This is a genomic window from Pseudomonas sp. MAFF 730105 (assembly GCF_055380705.1).
The window spans coordinates 3,816,382-3,834,454 of the sequence record NZ_AP018438.1; the positions used below are offsets into that span (position 1 = coordinate 3,816,382).

General features: G+C 64.6%; 17 protein-coding genes and 1 pseudogene. 13 read left to right on the forward strand and 5 right to left on the reverse strand.

Features of this window, described 5'->3' with window-relative positions; translation table 11 throughout:
* Positions 1–34 precede the first annotated feature (34 nt).
* From PCOSP_RS16595 to PCOSP_RS16655, 13 genes are all read left to right on the forward strand, one after another.
* Positions 35–967 (forward strand): 4-hydroxyproline epimerase, encoded by a 933-nt coding sequence (locus PCOSP_RS16595; RefSeq protein ID WP_464709054.1) that lies wholly within the window; start codon positions 35–37, stop codon positions 965–967.
* Entirely contained in the window at positions 964–2,082 is a 1,119-nt protein-coding gene (locus tag PCOSP_RS16600; protein WP_139643319.1) for an NAD(P)/FAD-dependent oxidoreductase, read from the forward strand. Before PCOSP_RS16595 ends, PCOSP_RS16600 begins: the two co-directional genes overlap by 4 nt.
* 149 nt (positions 2,083–2,231) lie before the next feature.
* Positions 2,232–2,468, forward strand: coding sequence for a 2Fe-2S iron-sulfur cluster-binding protein (locus PCOSP_RS16605; protein WP_175363589.1), 237 nt, complete (start codon positions 2,232–2,234; stop codon positions 2,466–2,468).
* Positions 2,465–3,721, forward strand: coding sequence for an FAD-dependent oxidoreductase (locus PCOSP_RS16610; protein WP_464709055.1), 1,257 nt, complete (start codon positions 2,465–2,467; stop codon positions 3,719–3,721). The genes PCOSP_RS16605 and PCOSP_RS16610 overlap by 4 nt, the downstream gene beginning before the upstream one ends.
* Before the next feature lie 175 nt (positions 3,722–3,896).
* Positions 3,897–4,646: an AraC family transcriptional regulator gene (locus PCOSP_RS16615; RefSeq protein ID WP_139643329.1), complete on the forward strand. Its 750-nt coding sequence runs from the start codon at positions 3,897–3,899 to the stop codon at positions 4,644–4,646.
* Positions 4,647–4,877: 231 nt separating this feature from the next.
* A complete protein-coding gene (locus PCOSP_RS16620; RefSeq protein ID WP_139643332.1) occupies positions 4,878–5,696 on the forward strand; it encodes an ABC transporter substrate-binding protein in 819 nt (272 codons plus the stop codon).
* Positions 5,697–5,706: 10 nt separating this feature from the next.
* Entirely contained in the window at positions 5,707–7,485 is a 1,779-nt protein-coding gene (lhpI, locus tag PCOSP_RS16625; protein ID WP_464709057.1) for a cis-3-hydroxy-L-proline dehydratase, read from the forward strand.
* Positions 7,478–8,143: an amino acid ABC transporter permease gene (locus PCOSP_RS16630; protein ID WP_047702931.1), complete on the forward strand. Its 666-nt coding sequence runs from the start codon at positions 7,478–7,480 to the stop codon at positions 8,141–8,143. Before lhpI ends, PCOSP_RS16630 begins: the two co-directional genes overlap by 8 nt.
* Positions 8,144–8,152: 9 nt before the next feature.
* Positions 8,153–8,803 (forward strand): amino acid ABC transporter permease, encoded by a 651-nt coding sequence (locus tag PCOSP_RS16635; protein ID WP_041024840.1) that lies wholly within the window; start codon positions 8,153–8,155, stop codon positions 8,801–8,803.
* Complete coding sequence (locus tag PCOSP_RS16640) at positions 8,796–9,518, forward strand: amino acid ABC transporter ATP-binding protein (protein ID WP_024777747.1); 723 nt, start codon at positions 8,796–8,798, stop codon at positions 9,516–9,518. Before PCOSP_RS16635 ends, PCOSP_RS16640 begins: the two co-directional genes overlap by 8 nt.
* A 106-nt stretch (positions 9,519–9,624) precedes the next feature.
* Complete coding sequence (locus tag PCOSP_RS16645) at positions 9,625–10,653, forward strand: trans-3-hydroxy-L-proline dehydratase (RefSeq protein ID WP_464709058.1); 1,029 nt, start codon at positions 9,625–9,627, stop codon at positions 10,651–10,653.
* Positions 10,654–10,821: 168 nt separating this feature from the next.
* Positions 10,822–11,739, forward strand: coding sequence for a dihydrodipicolinate synthase family protein (locus PCOSP_RS16650; RefSeq protein ID WP_055137750.1), 918 nt, complete (start codon positions 10,822–10,824; stop codon positions 11,737–11,739).
* 257 nt (positions 11,740–11,996) lie between these two features.
* Entirely contained in the window at positions 11,997–12,554 is a 558-nt protein-coding gene (locus PCOSP_RS16655; protein ID WP_464709059.1) for a DinB family protein, read from the forward strand.
* Between the two features lie 62 nt (positions 12,555–12,616).
* On the opposite strand, the gene PCOSP_RS16660 is transcribed toward PCOSP_RS16655, so the two are convergent.
* From PCOSP_RS16660 to PCOSP_RS16680, 5 genes and pseudogenes are all read right to left on the reverse strand, one after another.
* Positions 12,617–13,681 carry a 2,3-butanediol dehydrogenase gene (locus PCOSP_RS16660; protein WP_254705014.1) on the reverse strand — a complete coding sequence of 355 codons (1,065 nt, stop codon included), beginning with the start codon at positions 13,679–13,681 and terminating at the stop codon, positions 12,617–12,619.
* Between the two features lie 81 nt (positions 13,682–13,762).
* Complete coding sequence (locus PCOSP_RS16665; RefSeq protein ID WP_464709061.1) at positions 13,763–14,875, reverse strand: acetoin dehydrogenase dihydrolipoyllysine-residue acetyltransferase subunit; 1,113 nt, start codon at positions 14,873–14,875, stop codon at positions 13,763–13,765.
* On the reverse strand, positions 14,875–15,891 hold the full coding sequence (locus tag PCOSP_RS16670; protein WP_139643351.1) for an alpha-ketoacid dehydrogenase subunit beta: 1,017 nt from the start codon (positions 15,889–15,891) through the stop codon (positions 14,875–14,877). The genes PCOSP_RS16665 and PCOSP_RS16670 overlap by 1 nt, the downstream gene beginning before the upstream one ends.
* Positions 15,892–15,926: 35 nt before the next feature.
* Complete coding sequence (locus PCOSP_RS16675) at positions 15,927–16,904, reverse strand: thiamine pyrophosphate-dependent dehydrogenase E1 component subunit alpha (RefSeq protein ID WP_047702923.1); 978 nt, start codon at positions 16,902–16,904, stop codon at positions 15,927–15,929.
* A gap of 3 nt (positions 16,905–16,907) precedes the next feature.
* Positions 16,908–17,989 (reverse strand): annotated as a pseudogene (locus tag PCOSP_RS16680) (ATP-NAD kinase family protein).
* Positions 17,990–18,073 lie beyond the last annotated feature (84 nt).

Consider the following 18,073-nt stretch of genomic DNA (forward strand, 5'->3'; position numbering starts at 1 on the left):
GCTTGCGCTCACTTATCTGAACGGAAGTGGTCCCATGAAGCGCATCACTGTGATCGATTCCCACACCGGCGGTGAGCCGACCCGACTGGTCACCGACGGTTTTCCCGATCTCGGCCAGGGCAGCATGGCCGAGCGCAGGCAGCGCCTGGCCTCGCAGCATGATGCCTGGCGTGCCGCCTGCGTGCTGGAACCTCGGGGCGGCGACGTGCTGGTGGGCGCGCTGCTCTGTGAACCGGTAGACCCGAGTGCCTGCGCCGGGGTGATCTTCTTCAACAACAGTGGTTACCTGGGCATGTGCGGCCACGGCACCATCGGCCTGGTGGCATCGCTGGCCCACCTGGGGCGGATCGGCCCGGGCGTGCATCGCATCGAAACCCCGGTGGGCACCGTCCAGGCCACCTTGCATGAGGATCGTTCGGTCAGCGTGCGCAACGTGCCCGCCTATCGTTACCGTAAGGCGCTGCGCCTGGATGTACCCGGTATCGGCCCTGTGGAAGGCGATGTGGCCTGGGGCGGCAACTGGTTCTTCCTTATCGCCGACCACGGCCAGCGAGTGGCGAGCGACAACCTCGACGCATTGACCGCCTACACCTACGCTGTGCAGCAAGCGCTGGAACAGCAAGGCTTTCGTGGCGAGGACGGCGGGCTGATCGATCATATCGAGCTGTTCGCCGACGACCCGCAAGCCGACAGCCGCAACTTCGTACTCTGTCCCGGCAAGGCCTACGACCGCTCCCCTTGCGGCACCGGCACCAGTGCCAAGCTGGCGTGCCTGGCCGCGGACGGCAAGCTGCAACCCGGTCAGAGCTGGCGCCAGGCCAGTGTGATTGGCAGCGAGTTCGAAGGTTCTTATGAACAGGCGGGCGAGCGCATCGTGCCGACGATTCGCGGCCGTGCCTATATCAGCGCCGAAACCACGCTGATCATCGAAGCGGATGACCCGTTCGCCTGGGGCATTCGCCTGTGACCGAGGGCCTGATCGCCGACGTGATCGTCATCGGTGCCGGCATCATCGGTGCAGCCTGTGCCCGGGCCTTGTCCCTGCGTGGATTGAAGGTGGTGGTGCTCGACGCCGGCTGGCACGGCGCGACTGCGGCCGGCATGGGGCATCTGCTGGTGCTGGACGACAATCCGGCGGAACTGGCCCTCAGTCAATACTCCCTGGGACGCTGGCGCGAATTGGCCCATCTCCTGCCCGAAGGCTGTGCCTGGCGCAACAACGGCACCCTGTGGCTGGCGGCCAATCCGCAGGAGATGGCGGTCGCCAACAGCAAGTACCTGAATCTGCTGGCTCACGGAGAAGCCTGCGAGCTGATCGGACGCGGGGCCCTGCGTCAGCGCGAACCCGAGTTGCGCGAGGGTCTGGAGGGCGGCCTGCTGATCAAGGGCGACGGCATCCTCTACGCTCCCGCCGCCGCGCGCTGGATGCTGGACAGCCCGCACATCCGCCAGCAGCGTGCGCAGGTCGCCGAAGTGGACGGCTCGCGGGTACACCTGGACGACGGGCGCTGGTTGAGGGCCGAGGCGGTGATCCTCGCCAACGGTATCCAGGCCACCGAACTGTGCCCGGAGCTGCCGATCGAGCCGAAGAAAGGCCATCTGCTGATCACCGATCGCTACCCCGCCACCGTCACCCACACCCTGGTCGAACTGGGCTATGTCACCAGTGCCCACAACGCCAGCGGCCCATCGGTGGCGTGCAATATCCAGCCCCGTCCCACCGGGCAACTGTTCATCGGCGCCTCGCGGCAGTTCGGCACCGTCGACCCGCAAGTGGAAGGCTGGATGCTGGCGAAGATGCTCAAGCGCGCCGTCGACTACATGCCCGGGCTGGCACAGCTCAACGGCATCCGCGCCTGGACCGGCTTCCGCGCCGCCAGCCCCGACGGCCTGCCGCTGGTGGGACAGCACCCGCAACGCAAGGGCCTGTGGCTGGCGGTGGGACATGAAGGACTGGGAGTCACAACGGCCCCCGCGACGGCTGACCTATTGGTGGCACAGCTGTTCAACGAAGCCTCGCCACTGGCCCCTCAGGCCTACCTGCCGGAGCGTTTCCTGGGAGAACCTGTGTATGTCAGCTAAATCCCTGTGGCGAGGGGATTTATCCCCGTTGGGGCGCGTAGCGGCCCTGAAGTCTGGCTACTCGATGTGTCAGGGTAATCCAGAGGGGCTGCTGCGCAGCCCAACGGGGATAAATCCCCTCGCCACGGCTTCATATTGGAATCCTCCCGATGCCTGAATTATTCCTGGACGGCCGCCCACTGACGGTCACCCAAGGCACCAGCGTCGCCGCCGCCCTGGCCTTGGGCGCCGACGGTTGCAGTCGCACCTCGGTCAGCGGCCAGCGACGTGCGCCCTTGTGCGGCATGGGTATTTGCCAGGAATGTCGGGTAACAATCGACGGCCAGCGCCGCCTGGCCTGCCAGACCCTGTGCCGCGACGGCATGCACGTGCAGACCCGACCATGAACGAAACCACCGACCTGCTGATCATTGGCGCCGGCCCCGCCGGCATGGCCGCCGCCCTGGCTGCGGCCAGCCGCGGCGCGTCTATCGTGCTGCTGGACGACAACCCGTTACCTGGGGGGCAGATCTGGCGCGACGGCCCCCAGGCCAGCCTGCCCACTGCGGCACGCCGCCTGCGCGAGCGGTTGCAGGCGTGCGCCAATGTGCGCTGCCATGCCGGCACCCGGGTGATCGCTTGCGCCGCCGATAAAACCCTATTGGTAGAGAATGCCGAGCGCGGTTGGCAGATCACCTACCAGCGCCTGATCCTGTGCACCGGCGCCCGTGAGTTGCTGCTGCCCTTCCCCGGCTGGACCCTGCCCGGCGTCACCGGTGCCGGCGGCTTGCAGCCGCTGATCAAGGCGGGCCTGCCGGTGCGGGATGAACGTCTGGTGATCGCCGGGAGTGGGCCGCTGCTGTTGGCCAGCGCCGCCACGGCCAGGCATCAGGGTGCCCACGTGTTAAGGATTGCCGAGCAGGCCAGCCGTGCCGCCGTGACCGGTTTCGCCGCGCAATTGCCGCGCTGGCCGGGCAAGCTTCTGCAAGCGTTCGCGTTGTTCGACCGGCACTACCGCACAGCAAGCCATGTGCTGGAGGCCTTGGGGCAAGAGCGGCTCGAAGGCGTGCGGTTGCTGCAACAGGGCAAGATCGTCGAGCTGGCCTGTGACCGGTTGGCGTGTGGCTTCGGGCTCATCCCCAATACCCAGCTCGGCCAGGCCCTGGGCTGTGAGCTTGCCGAACATGCCCTCGCGGTGGATGCCTGGCAGGCGACTACCCGCCAGGACCATTACGCCGCCGGTGAATGCACCGGTTTCGGGGGCAGCGAACTGGCACTGGTGGAAGGCGCCATCGCCGGTCACGCGGCGGTCGGCGATACCACGGCCGCCCAGCGCCTGTGGCCGCGTCGAGAGCGCTGGCAAGGTTTCGCCCGGACGCTGAACAAGGCCTTCGCCCTCGATGGGCAGTTCAAGTCCCTGGCCCGGGCCGACACCTTGGTCTGCCGGTGCGAGGACGTGCCCTACGGCGATCTGGTCGGCCACGTGAGCTGGCGCGAAGCCAAGCTCGCCAGCCGTTGTGGCATGGGCGCGTGCCAGGGCCGGGTCTGCGGCGCCGCCCTGGAGTATCTGTTCGACTGGACGCCCCCCACCCCACGCCCGCCGTTCAGCCCGGCGCGGATCGAAACCTTGCTGGGGCTGGAAGAAACCCCACCCAACTAGGCCGAACAAGCGCAGCTCCTTGTGGGAGCGAGCCTGCTCGCGATGGCGTTTTTCAGATACAGATAGGTTGCTGACACAGCGCCATCGCGAGCAGGCTCGCTCCCACATGAGTTGGCCGATCATTCTGCTGCTACTCTTGCGCAACCCTTGCCCCCACCCGAGATGATGCCGCCCCATGTATCCCTCGCTCATGTCCTTTACCCCCTGCGACCTGGGCACCCTGCTGCACAGCCTGCAATCCATCGCACCGCTGCTCGACACCCTGACGGACGTGGTGTTCTTCATCAAGGACACCCAGGCCCGCTACGCCTTCGTCAACCAGACCCTGGCCCGGCGCTGCGGCTTCAAGCACAGCGCCGATCTGCTCGGTCTCACTGCCGAGCAGGTGTTCCCCGAGCGCTTCGGCCCGCTGTATACCGAACAGGATCGACGGGTGCTGGCCAGCGGTCGGGAGTTGGCCGACCAACTCGAACTCCACCTGTACTACGGCAATCAGCCGGTGTGGTGCCTGACCCATAAAATCGCCCTGCGCGAACCCAGCGGCCAGATCGTCGGCCTGGCCGGCATCTCCCGGGACCTGCAACTGCCGCAGTCCAGCCACCCAGCGTTTCAGAAACTGGCGGCGGTGGATGCCCATATCAAACATCACTTCGCCCGCCCCATCAGCCTCGCCGAACTGACCACCATCGCCGGGTTGTCAGTGGCGCAACTGGAGCGGCACTGCAAACGCATTTTCCAGCTCACGCCCCGGCAAATGATTCACAAGGCGCGTCTGGAAGAAGCCTCGCGCCTGCTGCTGGACAAGGACCTGCCCATCACCGACATCGCCCTGCGCTGCGGCTACACCGACCACAGCGCGTTCAGTCGCCAGTTTCGCGCCTTGACCAGCCTGTCGCCGAGCCAGTATCGGGAAAGCCGGCACTGAATCTGTTCCCTAACAGGGCGCCGGAGCGCCCATTGCTCCCATCTGTAACACCTGACTGAAACGGCCTCCGGCACCTTTCGAGCCCACCCCCTCTTATTACTGTTTTGTAATCAACGAGTTACCCATAAGCGCGAGAAACTCGCCAGACAGGCACGCCGATTGCTTATCTAATATCGTATACGAAATCCTCAATACGATATCTCACCGCATTTATTCGACAGCGAGGCATTTATGAAAAACCCTGCATTGGCCGTAGCGTTAAGTGTTGTCCTGGCACCTCTGTTCATCACCCCCGCCTATGCCGACAAGCTCGATGACATCATCGGCTCCGGCAAGCTGCGCTGCGCGGTGACCCTGGATTTCCCACCCATGGGCTTCCGTGACGAAAGCAACAAGCCGGCGGGTTTCGACGTGGACTATTGCCACGACCTGGCGAAGGTCCTGGGGGTAGATGCCGAAGTCGTGGAAACGCCGTTCCCGGACCGGATCCCGGCGCTTATTTCCGGCCGTGCCGATGTCATCGTCGCCTCCACCTCCGACACCCTGGAACGGGCCAAGACCGTTGGCCTGACCGTGCCCTACTTCGCCTTCCAGATGGTGGTGCTGACCCGCGACAACACCGGCATCAACAGCTTCGCCGACCTCAAGGGCAAGGCCGTGGGCAATACCAGCGGCACCTACGAAGCCATCGCATTGGAGAAGGACCAGAAGAACTGGGGCAGCGGCAGTTTCCGTGCCTACCAGTCGCAGAACGACACGCTGTTGGCCGTCGCCCAAGGGCACATCGACGCGACGGTGGTAACCAATACCGTGGCCGCCGCGACCATCAAGTCCGGCAAGTACAAGAACCTGAAGATCGCCGGTGACGCACCTTATGTCATCGACTACGTGTCCCTCGGCGCCAAGCGCAGCGAGTTCGGCCTGATCAACTACCTCAATCTGTTCGTCAACCAACAGGTGCGCACCGGCCGTTACAAAGAGCTGTTCGTCAAATGGGTCGGCACCGATATTCCGCCGGCCAACCTGACCGTCCCGCAGGTCTATTACTGAGGATCGGGGCATGCCAAGCACGCCTATCCGTGTCGTGGGCCGCAGTCTGGTGGAGGGTGCCGCCCAGGGCGCCCTGCTCTTTGCCGATGTGGGCTTGAGTTTCTGGGGCGGTGTGGATCCGGCCAGCGGTGAAGTCATCGACCGGCATCACCCGCTCAGCGGCCAGCGCCTGGCCGGGCGCGTGCTGGCGATTCCCAGCGGGCGCGGCTCGTGCACCGGCAGCAGCGTCTTGATGGAGCTGATCAGCAACGGCCATGCACCCGCCGCCCTGGTGCTGGCCGAAACGGATGAGATCCTGACCTTGGGCGTGCTGGTGGCGCAGTTGATTTTCCAGCGTTCCCTGCCAGTGGTGCAGATCGGTCGTGAAGCCTTCGAACGTTTGCGCGGCCAGGGTTTCGTGCGCATCGAAGGCAATTGCCTGACCCTGACCGGCCGCCGCCCCGACGATCGCTGGGATCAGGCCGACGTTCCCTTGCCGCCGCCCATGCCGTCTACGGTCAACCTCACCGAACAGGACCGGGCACTGCTCGACGGCAACCACGGCAAGGCCGCCCAGGTGGCGATGCAAATCGTCTTGCGCATGGCGGAAATCCAGGGCACCACGCAGTTGCTGGACGTGACCCAAGCCCACATCGACGGTTGCATCTACACAGGCCCGGCCAGCCTGCGCTTTGCCGAGCAACTGGTGCAGTGGGGCGCCAAGGTGCGCGTGCCCACCACTCTCAATTCCATTTCCGTGGACCAGCGCCGCTGGCGGGAACTGGGCATAGATCCGGCCTTGGGTGAACCGGCGAGTGCCTTGGGCGATGCCTACATGGCGATGGGCGCGCAGCTGAGTTTTACCTGCGCGCCGTATCTGCTCGAGACCGCGCCCAAGGCCGGCGAGCAGATCGTCTGGGCCGAGTCCAACGCGGTGGTCTACGCCAACAGTGTGCTCGGGGCTCGCACGCAGAAGTACCCGGACTTTCTGGATATCTGCATTGCCTTGTGCGGCCGCGCGCCCTTGACCGGTTGTCACCTGGACGATCAGCGCAAGGCCAGACTGATCGTCGACGTGCCGGGATTAGCCACTGTCGACGACAGCTTCTATCCGCTGCTGGGCTATCACATCGGCGGCCTGACCGGCCGGCGTATTCCATTGATACGCGGCCTGGAACATGCCGCGCCGACCCTGGATGACCTGAAAGCCTTCGGCGCCGCATTCGCCACCACCAGTGCCGCGCCGTTGTTCCACATCGCCGGGGTCACACCGGAAGCCCTCGACCCGGTCGATGTCGTGGAAGCGGACTGTCCGATACCGATGGAAACCGTCGATGCCGCAGGCCTGCTTGCCAGTTGGCGCGAGCTCAACAGTGCCCGGGACAACCGGGTGGACGTGATCTCCTTGGGCAACCCGCATTTTTCCCTCAGCGAATTTGCCACCCTGGCGGCGCTCTGCGTCGGCCGGAGCAAGCACCCGGACGTGGTGCTGGCCATCACCTGCGGCCGTGCGGTACTGGAACAGGCCCGCCAGGCAGGTCACCTGGGCGCCATCGAGGCCTTCGGCGCCACGCTGGTGACCGACACCTGCTGGTGCATGCTGGGCGAACCGGTCATCCCGCCCGCTGCCACCACCCTGATGACCAACTCCGGCAAATACGCCCATTACGCGCCCGGCCTGGTGGGACGCGGGGTGCACTTCGCCAGCCTCGCGGCCTGCGTCGACGCCGCGTGCAACGCCACCGCCACTGGTCAGCCGCCGCTCTGGCTGCAACCCGCCACCCGCCAGGGGAACCCCTTCCATGTTTGACTACAGCTTCCAATGGCGCCCGGCCCTGCGCGCGTTGCCCGACATGCTCGCCGGAGCCTGGGTCACGTTCGAGACCGCGGCGCTGTCGATGATCTTCGGCGTGCTGATCGCGCTGCTGCTGACGGTGATGCGCCAGGCGCGCCATCCATTGCTGCGGGGCATCGGCAATGGCTGGGTGTCCATCGCCCGCAACACGCCGTCGCTGTTCCAGATCTACATCCTCTACTTCGGCCTCGGCTCCCTCGGTTTGCACGTCAGTTCGTGGCTGGCCTTGCTGGCCGGGATCACCTTCAACAATGCCGGCTACCTGGCGGAGAACTTTCGCGGTGGCCTGAAGGCCGTGCCCGGCACCCAGATGCGCGCCGCCCGCTCCCTGGGCATGAGCGCGTTCCAGGCCTATCGGATGATCATCGTCCCGCAACTGCTGCGCATCGTGTTCTACCCGCTGACCAACCAGATGGTCTGGGCGGTGCTGATGACCTCACTGGGGGTGGTGGTCGGCCTGAACAACGACCTTACCGGGGTGACCCAGGAATACAACGTCAAGACGTTCCGCACCTTCGAATACTTCGCCCTCGCGGCCGCGCTGTATTACCTGATCGCCAAGCTGATCGTCGGGCTCGCCCGGCTGTTGTCCTGGCGCCTGTTCCGCTACTGAGGGTTGGTCATGTTTGCAACAAGCCTCACCGTTAACGACCTGTTGTTCTTGCTCGACGGGGCCTGGGTCACGCTGCAGCTGACCGCCTGGTCGATCCTGCTCGGCACCCTGGCCGGGTTACTGTTCGGCCTGCTCCGGGCGCTGTTGCCCCGGGCTAGCCTGCCGCTGGCCTGGGTACTGGACGTGTTTCGCAGCGTGCCGTTGCTGATCCAGTTCGTGCTGTTCAACTCGCTCAAGAGCATCGTTGGCCTGAACCTCAGCGCCTTCGCCGTCGGCTGCATCGTGCTCGGGGTCTACGCCGCCGCGTACTTCACCGAAATCGTCCGTGGCGGGGTGCTGGCGGTCCCGCTGAGCACCCGGCGGGCCAGCCGTTCACTGGGCTTGAGCTACCTGCAGGACCTGCGCTTCATCGTCCTGCCGATTGCCACGCGCGTGGCGTTTCCCGGCTGGCTGAACCTGGTGCTCGGGGTGATGAAGGACACCGCGCTGGTGATGTGGATCGGCATCGTCGAGCTGCTGCGTGCTTCGCAAACCATCGTCACGCGCATTCAGGAACCCCTGCTGGTGCTGTGCATCGCAGGCCTCATTTACTACGTCATGAGCCTGGTGGTCGCCCGCCTCGGCGCACGCCTGGAAAGAAGGTGGCAGGAAAATGATTGAGATCGAGAACGTGCATAAATCCTTTGGCGACCTGGAAGTGGTCAAGGGTGTGAGCCTCACCGTGGACAAGGGTGAAGTGGTGTCGATCATCGGTGGCTCGGGGTCCGGCAAGTCGACCCTGTTGATGTGCATCAACGGCCTGGAGCCGATCCAGCAAGGCAGCATTCGCGTGGACGGCGTCGAGGTGCATGACCGTGCCACCGACCTCAATCACTTGCGGCAGAAGATCGGCATCGTCTTCCAGCAATGGAACGCCTTCCCGCACCTGACGGTGCTGGAGAACGTGATGCTGGCGCCGCGCAAGGTGCTGGGCAAGAGCAAACAGGAGGCCGAGGCCCTGGCGGTGAAACAGCTGGAGCACGTGGGCCTGGGGGACAAGCTCAAGGCCTTTCCGAACAAGCTCTCCGGCGGCCAGCAACAGCGCATGGCCATCGCCCGGGCCCTGGCGATGTCGCCAGACTACATGCTATTCGACGAAGCCACCTCGGCCCTGGACCCGCAACTGGTGGGTGAAGTACTGGACACCATGCGCATGCTCGCCGAGGACGGCATGACCATGGTGCTGGTGACCCACGAGATCCGTTTCGCCCGGGACGTCTCCGACCGCGTGGCGTTCTTTTGCAATGGCCGGGTGCATGAGATCGGGCCGCCGGACCAAGTGATCGGCAACCCGATGCAGCGGGAGACGGCGGCGTTTCTCAAGTCGGTGAAATAGCCCATGGCCCTATCGCGAGCAGGCTCGCTCCCACACAGGATTTGTACCCTGTGGGAGCGAGCCTGCTCGCGATGAGGCCGGAACGGACAACACAAGGAACAACCCAATGCGCTCATCAAAAATCATCCACGTCGTCAGTTGCCACGCCGAAGGCGAAGTCGGCGATGTGATCGTCGGCGGTGTCGCCCCTCCACCCGGCACCACGGTGTGGGAACAGTCGCGCTGGATCGCCCAGGACCAGACCCTGCGCAACTTCGTTCTCAACGAGCCCCGTGGCGGCGTGTTTCGCCACGTCAACCTGCTGGTGCCGGCCAAGGACCCTCGGGCGCAGATGGCCTGGATCATCATGGAGCCGGCCGACACCCCGCCGATGTCCGGCTCCAACTCCCTGTGCGTGGCGACCGTGCTGCTGGACAGCGGCATCCTGCCCATGACCGAACCCCAGACCCGCCTGGTACTCGAAGCCCCTGGCGGGTTGATCGAAGCCGTCGCCGATTGCCGCGACGGCAAGGTGCAACGGGTGGAGATCAAGAACGTGCCCTCCTTCGCCGACCGTCTCGACGCCTGGATCGAAGTCGAGGGCCTGGGCTCGCTGCAGGTGGACACCGCCTATGGCGGTGACAGTTTCGTCATCGTCGACGCCCAGCGCCTGGGCTTCGCCATCCGCCCTGACGAGGCCGCCGACCTGGTGGCCGTCGGGCTGAACATCACTCGGGCCGCCAATGAGCAATTGGGCTTCGTCCACCCGCTGAACCCTGACTGGTCGCACATCTCGTTCTGCCAGATCGCCGCGCCCGTCGCCATGGAGGCAGGCGTCGCTACGGGTGCCAACGCCGTGGTGATCCAGCCCGGCAAGATCGACCGCTCCCCTACCGGCACAGGCTGCTCGGCACGCATGGCGGTGTTGCAGGCCAAGGGGTTGATGCAGGTGGGCGAGCGGTTCATCGGGCGCTCGATCATCGGCTCCGAATTCCATTGTCGCATCGACTCGCTGACCGACGTGGCCGGGCGCCCGGCGATCTATCCGTGCATTGCCGGACGGGCGTGGATCACCGGGACGCATCAACTGCTGCTGGATCCGGCTGATCCATGGCCGCAGGGCTATCGGCTTTCAGATACGTGGCCTGGCGCATGATTTTCGAACTCACATCGATCCCTTGTGGCGAGGGGATTCATCCCCGTTGGGGCGCGAAGCGGCCCCAATCTGGCGACTCGCTGCGCCAGACAGATACAGGGGGCTGCTTCGCAGCCCAGCGGGGATAAATCCCCTCGCCACAGTACTACCATCAACTGGAGACACCCCATGAGCAAACGCATCAACTGGAGCGGCGTATTCCCCGCCGTTACCACCCAATTCAACGACGACTTCTCCATCAACCTGGACAAGACCCATGAGGTCATTTCCAACGTCATCCGTGACGGCGTCTCGGGCCTGGTGGTCTGTGGTTCGGTGGGGGAAAACACTTCGCTGAGCGCCGAAGAAAAAATCGCCGTGACCGAAGTCGCGGTGGACGCCTCCCGGGGTCGGGTGCCGGTGATCTGCGGCGTGGCCGAGTTCACCAGCGTGCAGGCGGCCAAGGTCGCCAACGCAGTGCGCAAAGTCGGCGTCGACGGCGTGATGCTGATGCCGGCATTGGTCTATGGCTCCAAGCCGTTCGAAACCGCCGAGCACTTTCGCTATGTCGCCCGGCATGCCGACGTGCCGCTGATGGTTTACAACAACCCACCGATCTACAAGAACGACGTGACTCCGGACATCCTGATTTCCCTGGCCGATTGCGACAACGTGGTGTGCTTCAAGGACTCCTCCGGCGACACCCGGCGGTTCATCGACGTGCGCAATGAAGTGGGTGATCGCTTTGTCCTGTTCGCGGGCCTCGACGACGTGGTGCTGGAAAGCCTCGCCGTGGGCGCCGAAGGCTGGGTCTCGGGCATGTCCAACGTGTTCCCGAAGGAAGGCGAAACCATCTTCCGCCTGGCCCGCGCCGGGCGTTTCGCCGAAGCGATGCCGATCTACGAATGGCTGATGCCGATCCTGCACCTCGACGCCCGCGCCGACCTGGTGCAATGCATCAAGCTGTGCGAAGCCATCGCCGGCCGCGGCAGCGCCCTCACCCGCCCACCACGCCTGGCCCTGCCGGAAGAAGATCGGGTGTATGTGGAACAGATCATGGCCAAGGCCCTGGCGAATCGACCGGTGCTGCCGGATGTGGGGCTCTGACCCGAGGCAAATGAAGTCCCCTGTGGGAGCGAGCCTGCTCGCGATAGCGGTCTGTCTGGAATAGCTATGCTGGATGTACCGCCGCTATCGCGAGCAGGCTCGCTCCCACACTGACCGAGGTGTATGGAGGATTATCAGCCAGCACATCAACCCACTGTGGGAGCGAGCCTGCTCGCGATAGCGGTCTGTCTGGAACGGCTATGCTGGATGTACCGCCGTCATTGCGAGCAGGCTCGCTCCCACAAGGAAGGCTTACCATGAATTATTTCCTCGCCCAGGCCCTGAACAACCAGTGGGCCAACCACCGGCTGCTCGGCACCTGTGCGCAGTTGAGCGAGGACGAATACCTGACGCGACGCACGGGGTTCTTTCCGTCCATACAAGCCACGCTCTGCCATATTCTGGAGGTGGACCGCTATTACCTCACCGCCCTGGAAGGCGATCGTGACGGTCAGATCAAGGATTTCTCCGAGACCTTGGCCTTTGCCAAGCTGGTGCAATGCCAGGCCCGCACCGACCGGCGACTGGTGGCGTTCTGCGAATCCCTGCGGGAGAAAGACCTCGCCCGATCCGTCGAATTGGTACGCGCCGACGGTGCCGTGGTGCCCGAGCGTATCGACCGGTTGCTGCTGCACCTGTTCGAACACCAGATTCACCACCGTGGACAGGTCCACACGATGCTCAGCGATACCGACGTCGAACCGCCGCAACTCGACGAGTTCTTCCTCGACTGCGACCGCAGGTTTCGGCAAACGGAAGAGCGCCAGCTGCAACTCGACGAAAGCCGCGTCTGGCGAGACTATTTACCGGATTGAACCCACGGCAAAAAATGCGATGGCCGCCGCCGGCCATCGCCAATCGCCCACATCAGGAAAAATCAGCTCCGCGCCGGCGACACGATGATTTTCACGTTATGCTCCTTGTTGTTGACCAGTTCCTCGAAGCCCTGCCCGACGATCTGCTCCAACTGGATACGCCCGGTCACCAGGGGTGAGATGTCCAGGCGGCCATCGGCGATGAACGCGATGACATCGGCAAATTCGCCGTTGTAGGCCAGCGCGCCGAGCACCTGCTTCTCGGTGGACACCAGTTCGAAGAAGTTGAATTCGCTCGGTTCCTCGAAAATCCCCACCAACACGCATTTGCCGGCCTTGCGGATCAGGTCGATGGCGAACTTGGCGGTGTGCTTGTTGCCGATGCACTCGAAGCTGACATCGGCGCCCAGCCCCCCGGTCAGGCGGCGCACTTCAGCCAACGCATCGCACTGGTTGGGATCGATGACATGACTGGCGCCGACCTCCAGGGCCTTGGCCTTGCGCGCGCTGGACATTTCCAGGGCAATCACCTGGGCCGCCCCGGCGGCCTTGGCACACATGATGGTGCACAGGCCAATGGTCCCGGCGCCCACCACCACGACGTTCTGGCCCAACAGGCTGCCAGCCTTCTTCACCGCGTGCATGCCCACCGCCAATGGCTCGATCAGCGCGCCGGCCTCGGCAGGAAAACCGGCAGGCAACTTGTAGAGCAGATTGGCCGGCACATTGACCAGCTCCGCGAACGCGCCATTGTTCATCAGGCCGGTGAACGCCAGGTTTTCGCAGATGTTGTAGAGCCCGTGGGTGCAGTAGTAGCAGGTGCCGCAGTGCTGGCAGGCATCCGCCGCCACCGGCTCGCCAACGCTGAAGCCCTCTACCCCGGCCCCCAGTTCGACGATTTCGCCGCAAAACTCGTGGCCGAGGATGCACTGGCCCTTGATACCAGTCAGCGGGTGTGGCGCGTCCACCGGGATGAACACCGGCCCGGCGACGTACTCATGCAGGTCGGAGCCGCAGATGCCGCACCACTGCACGCGGATCTGCACCCAGCCGGCGGGCGGCGAAACGGGCAACGGTACGTCTTCGACGCGGATATCGTTACGGCCATGCCAGACGGCGGCGCGCATGCTGCGGGTAGGCGTGATTGAAGCGTTCATAGCGTTTCTCCAGAATGCTTGGGGGCGACGACTCGCGCGTCGCCCGTTCGATCAGTGCTGTTCAATGAACTCAAGGATCAATCGATTGACTTGCTCGGCCGCTTCCATCTGCACCATGTGGCCTTGGCCGCTCAGTATCTCCACCTGGGCGTCCAACCCCTCGCCATGGGCCGCCGGGATGATCGCGTCGTCACTGCCCCAGATCACCAGGGTCGGCACGTGACCGGCCTGCACCACTTCGCGCAAGTCCATCCGCTGGCGGCCGTCGGCGAACAACGTCGTCGACAGCTGCTTCAATGCCGCGTCCACGCCCTCCAGGCGCTTGTACTTGAGCATGTCGTCGAGCATCTGCCGGTTGACCAGCTCGGCGTTGGAGAACAACTGCATCAACTGCGGCTTGAGGGCGTTGCGGTTGGAAGCCTCGACAAAGCCTTGCAGGTAGCCGCCGTTGATCTCAGGGCCGAGGCCGGCACTGCCGATCAGCGTCAGGGAACGCACCCGCTGGGGCATCAAGCGTGCGGTGTTCAGCGACACGGCACCGCCCATGGAATGCCCCACCAGATGCGCGACGCTGATGTCCAGGTGATCGAGCAAGGCCAGCACCGCGCCGCTCAGCTCATCCAGGTCACCCCGTTCCAGGGTCTTGCCGGACTCGCCATGGCCCGGCAGGTCCAGGGCGATCACCCGGCGGCCGGCCGCCAAGGCCTCATGGTTGAACAGCCAATTGTTCAGGTCCCCGCCAAAACCGTGGACCAACACCAAGGGCATGCCGCCTTCGCCACGTTCAAAGTAGCGAATCACCCGGCCATCCAGCTCGACCTTCTGCGGTTTCGCGCCAGTGTCTTCATCGCCGGTGTCGCCCGGCACGAAACTGGACTGGAACTGCTCGATGACCGCATCGATCTCGGCGTCGCTGGCCTCGCCGTCGACGACAATGCCCAGCAAGGCGCCGACCGCCAGGGTTTCATCCTGCCGCGCAACCTGCCGGCGCAACACACCGGAGAACGGCGCTTCGACACTGCTGGAAATCTTGTCGGTCTCCACATCCAGCACTTCGTCGCCCTTGGTAATGGCCTGGCCCTCCTCCTTGAGCCAGGCATCGACCCGGCCTTCAGTCATCGACAGCCCCCACTTGGGCATGGTCAGGGTATGAATCTGGCTCATCAGCGCTTGCTCCACTCGATCACGTTGAGCACGGCTTGTTCGATCTTCGCCGCGTCAGGGATGTACAGGTCTTCCAGGGAATCGGAGAACGGCACCGGCGTGTGCGGCGCGGTGACCATCTCGATCGGCGCCTTCAGCGCACCGAAGGCTCTCTGCGCCACCAGCGCCGAGACATCGGTGGCCATGGAGCAGCGTGGGTTGGCCTCATCGATGACCACCAGGCGCCCGGTCTTCTCCACGCTTTCGAGAATGCTGTCCTCGTCCATCGGGCTGGTGGTGCGCAGGTCGATGACCTCGCAATCGATACCGCGCCCGGCCAGGCTACGCGCCGCGTCCATGGCGGTGTTGACCATGCGGCCGTAGGACACGAGGGTCACGTCCTTGCCGTCGCGCAGGAAGTTGGCCTCGCCGAACGGGATGGTGTAGAGCTCTTCGGGCACCTCGCCCTGCATGCTGTACAGTAATTTGTGCTCGCAGAAGATCACCGGATCGTTGTCGCGGATCGCCTGGATCAGCAAGCCCTTGGCATCGTAGGGCGACGATGGGCACACCACTTTCAGCCCGGGAATGTGCGTCCACAAGGACGTGAGCATCTGCGAGTGCTGGGCCGCGGCGCGCAGGCCGGCCCCGACCATGGTGCGGATCACCAAAGGCGTGGAGGCCTTGCCACCGAACATGTAGCGAAACTTCGCCGCCTGGTTGAGGATCTGGTCCAGGCAGCAGCCGGCGAAGTCGACGAACATCAATTCGCACACCGGGCGCACACCGCAGGTCGCGGCCCCAACCGCCGCGCCGACGTAACCGATTTCCGATAGGGGTGTGTCGAGCACACGGCCGGGGAACTGGTCATAGAGGCCCTTGGTGACGCCGAGCACACCGCCCCAGGCGTCGTTTTCACCGGGCGCCCCGGCGCCACCGGCCACGTCCTCGCCCATGATGAACACGCTGGTGTCGCGGCGCATTTCCTGGGCCAGGGCTTCGTTGATTGCCTGCTGATAGCTGATTTTTCTCGCCATGATGGAATTCTCTGTTCTTGTTTTATGAAAGGCGTTCAGGGGTAGGAGACGTAGACGTCGGTGAGCAGGTCCGCCGCCGCAGGCTTGGGATCGGACTTGGCCTTGCGCACCGCGTTTTCGATCAGCAGTTCCACTTCCCGGTCGACCTGGTCCAGTTGCTCGGCCGAGAGCAACCCGGCCCGGGTGGTGCGCTCGCGGAACTGCATCAGGCAGTCCTGGTTTTCACGGAAGTGCTTGACCTCATCCGGTGCCCGATATGTTTGCGCATCGCCCTCGAAATGGCCGTAATAGCGGGTCAGCTTGACCTCGATCAGCGATGGCCCTTCCCCGGCCCGGGCACGCTCGATGGCCGCCCCGGCGGCTTCGTGAACGGCGAAGAAGTCAAAACCGTCCACCGTCACCCCCGGCATGCCGAACCCGGCGGCGCGGTCGGCGATGTGATCGCAAGCCACCGACCAGTTGGAGGCCGTGGCCTCGGCGTAGCCATTGTTCTCGGCGATGAACAGGCACGGCAGGTTCCACACCGAAGCCATGTTCATGGCCTCGAACACCGCGCCTTCGTTGGAGCCGCCGTCGCCGAAGAACACCACCGCGACACTGTCGGTGCCCTTGAGCCTCGCTGCCAGCGCCGCACCGACCACCAGCGGCGCACCGGCACCGACAATGCCGTTGGCGCCGAGCATGCCCTTCTCGAAATCGGCGATGTGCATGGAACCACCCTTGCCTTGGCAGACCCCAGTTTTCTTGCCGTAGATCTCGGCCATCATTCCGTAGACATCCACGCCTTTGGCAATGCAATGGCCGTGGCCACGGTGGTTGGAGGCAATGCAGTCGTCATCGCCCAAGTGAGCCATGACCCCGGCGGCCGACGCCTCTTCGCCGGCATACAAGTGGACAAAACCGGGAATCTCGCCGGTGGCGAATTCCACGTGCAGGCGCTCTTCGAACGCGCGAATGGTGCGCATCACCTGGTAGGCGTGCAGCAGTTGATCGTGGGTGAGCGGTGTCGACATTTTTTATTCTCCAGGGGTGTCTTGAAGGCTGACTTGCAGGTTCAGGGGGTGTTGCGGATGTTCACGGCCGATGCCCAGCAGGCGCTGTTGCGCGGCGTAGGCCAGCACCGCGTCGACATCGATGCTCAGCGGGCCGCCGGCATCGAGGGTGACCGTAGGACGGTCCTGCGGGTTGAACTCGATTTCCCGTTCGCCATCCAGGGCCAACGTGCCGCTGGACAGCGCCAACGGCTGGGCCACACCTGGCTCCAGGCGGCCGGCCGCGAGCACGCCGCAGCCCTGCAACAGGCCTGGGGCCAGCGGCACCAGCAGCGCTTCGGGCGATTGCGGGTCCAGGCGCATCCAGGCCCCGCCCGGCTCCTGCCGCGTCACCGGCAGCCACAAGCCACACAAGGCCGACAGGCCAATGGATTGCGGCTCGGCAAAGGTCACGAAGACTTCGGCCAGGTCCGCCGCCCGGCTGATGGCTCGGGCGCCGACGAAGCGCAGCGGCGACACGGCGACGTCCACCAGCGCGATTTCCCGCAGACCGCGACGGGCCTCGCACACCAGCAAGCGCTTGTTGCGCCGCAGGCCGATCTGTTCGGGGATCCGGCCACTGGCGTACAACCCGCCAGCGAGCCCTGCCGTGGTGGCCTCGCGCAACTCGGGGAAGGCGTTGTTGGTACCGGTGGACAAGGTCAGCAACGGGATGTCACCCACCTCGGCGGCCACGGCCTTGTGGGTACCGTCCCCCCGAGCACGGCAATCAGCGCCACCTCGCGCTCGGCCATCAGCCGTGCAGCCCTGCGGGTGTCTTCGACGGTCTGGCGCAAGGTCAGGTCGAGAAACTCCAGGGTCGGCCAATGACTGTCGCGCGCCTGGCGGCTGTGACTGTTCTTCAGCACGGCAGCAGCGATGCCGGTCATGTCGGTGGGCATCAGCACCTGTTCGATGCCGGTGGCGCCGAAGGCCGCCAGCAAGCGCTGAATCACCGAGACCTTGTCGGTGCTGGAAAACAGCCCGGCGTTGGCGGTCAGGCGCCGCACGTCGCGTCCCGAAGCCGGGTTGGCGATGATGCCCACGGTCAGGGGGCGGCGGCTCATGGTGCTACCGTGAACGTGAGGGGCAAACGACCTGGGCAGGAAGACATAACGTACCTCGGTTCTTATTATTGGAAGACCCGTCAT

Excerpts from the sequence above, each read along its gene's own strand:
- PCOSP_RS16595 (WP_464709054.1), top strand. The coding sequence starts at position 35 with ATGAAGCGCATCACTGTGATCGATTCCCACACCGGCGGTGAGCCGACC.
- PCOSP_RS16605 (WP_175363589.1), top strand. The coding sequence starts at position 2,232 with ATGCCTGAATTATTCCTGGACGGCCGCCCACTGACGGTCACCCAAGGC.
- PCOSP_RS16610 (WP_464709055.1), top strand. The coding sequence starts at position 2,465 with ATGAACGAAACCACCGACCTGCTGATCATTGGCGCCGGCCCCGCCGGC.
- PCOSP_RS16615 (WP_139643329.1), top strand. The coding sequence starts at position 3,897 with ATGTATCCCTCGCTCATGTCCTTTACCCCCTGCGACCTGGGCACCCTG.
- PCOSP_RS16620 (WP_139643332.1), top strand. The coding sequence starts at position 4,878 with ATGAAAAACCCTGCATTGGCCGTAGCGTTAAGTGTTGTCCTGGCACCT.
- lhpI (WP_464709057.1), top strand. The coding sequence starts at position 5,707 with ATGCCAAGCACGCCTATCCGTGTCGTGGGCCGCAGTCTGGTGGAGGGT.
- PCOSP_RS16630 (WP_047702931.1), top strand. The coding sequence starts at position 7,478 with ATGTTTGACTACAGCTTCCAATGGCGCCCGGCCCTGCGCGCGTTGCCC.
- PCOSP_RS16635 (WP_041024840.1), top strand. The coding sequence starts at position 8,153 with ATGTTTGCAACAAGCCTCACCGTTAACGACCTGTTGTTCTTGCTCGAC.
- PCOSP_RS16640 (WP_024777747.1), top strand. The coding sequence starts at position 8,796 with ATGATTGAGATCGAGAACGTGCATAAATCCTTTGGCGACCTGGAAGTG.
- PCOSP_RS16645 (WP_464709058.1), top strand. The coding sequence starts at position 9,625 with ATGCGCTCATCAAAAATCATCCACGTCGTCAGTTGCCACGCCGAAGGC.
- PCOSP_RS16650 (WP_055137750.1), top strand. The coding sequence starts at position 10,822 with ATGAGCAAACGCATCAACTGGAGCGGCGTATTCCCCGCCGTTACCACC.
- PCOSP_RS16655 (WP_464709059.1), top strand. The coding sequence starts at position 11,997 with ATGAATTATTTCCTCGCCCAGGCCCTGAACAACCAGTGGGCCAACCAC.
- PCOSP_RS16660 (WP_254705014.1), bottom strand. The coding sequence starts at position 13,681 with ATGCGCGCCGCCGTCTGGCATGGCCGTAACGATATCCGCGTCGAAGAC.
- PCOSP_RS16665 (WP_464709061.1), bottom strand. The coding sequence starts at position 14,875 with ATGAGCCAGATTCATACCCTGACCATGCCCAAGTGGGGGCTGTCGATG.
- PCOSP_RS16670 (WP_139643351.1), bottom strand. The coding sequence starts at position 15,891 with ATGGCGAGAAAAATCAGCTATCAGCAGGCAATCAACGAAGCCCTGGCC.
- PCOSP_RS16675 (WP_047702923.1), bottom strand. The coding sequence starts at position 16,904 with ATGTCGACACCGCTCACCCACGATCAACTGCTGCACGCCTACCAGGTG.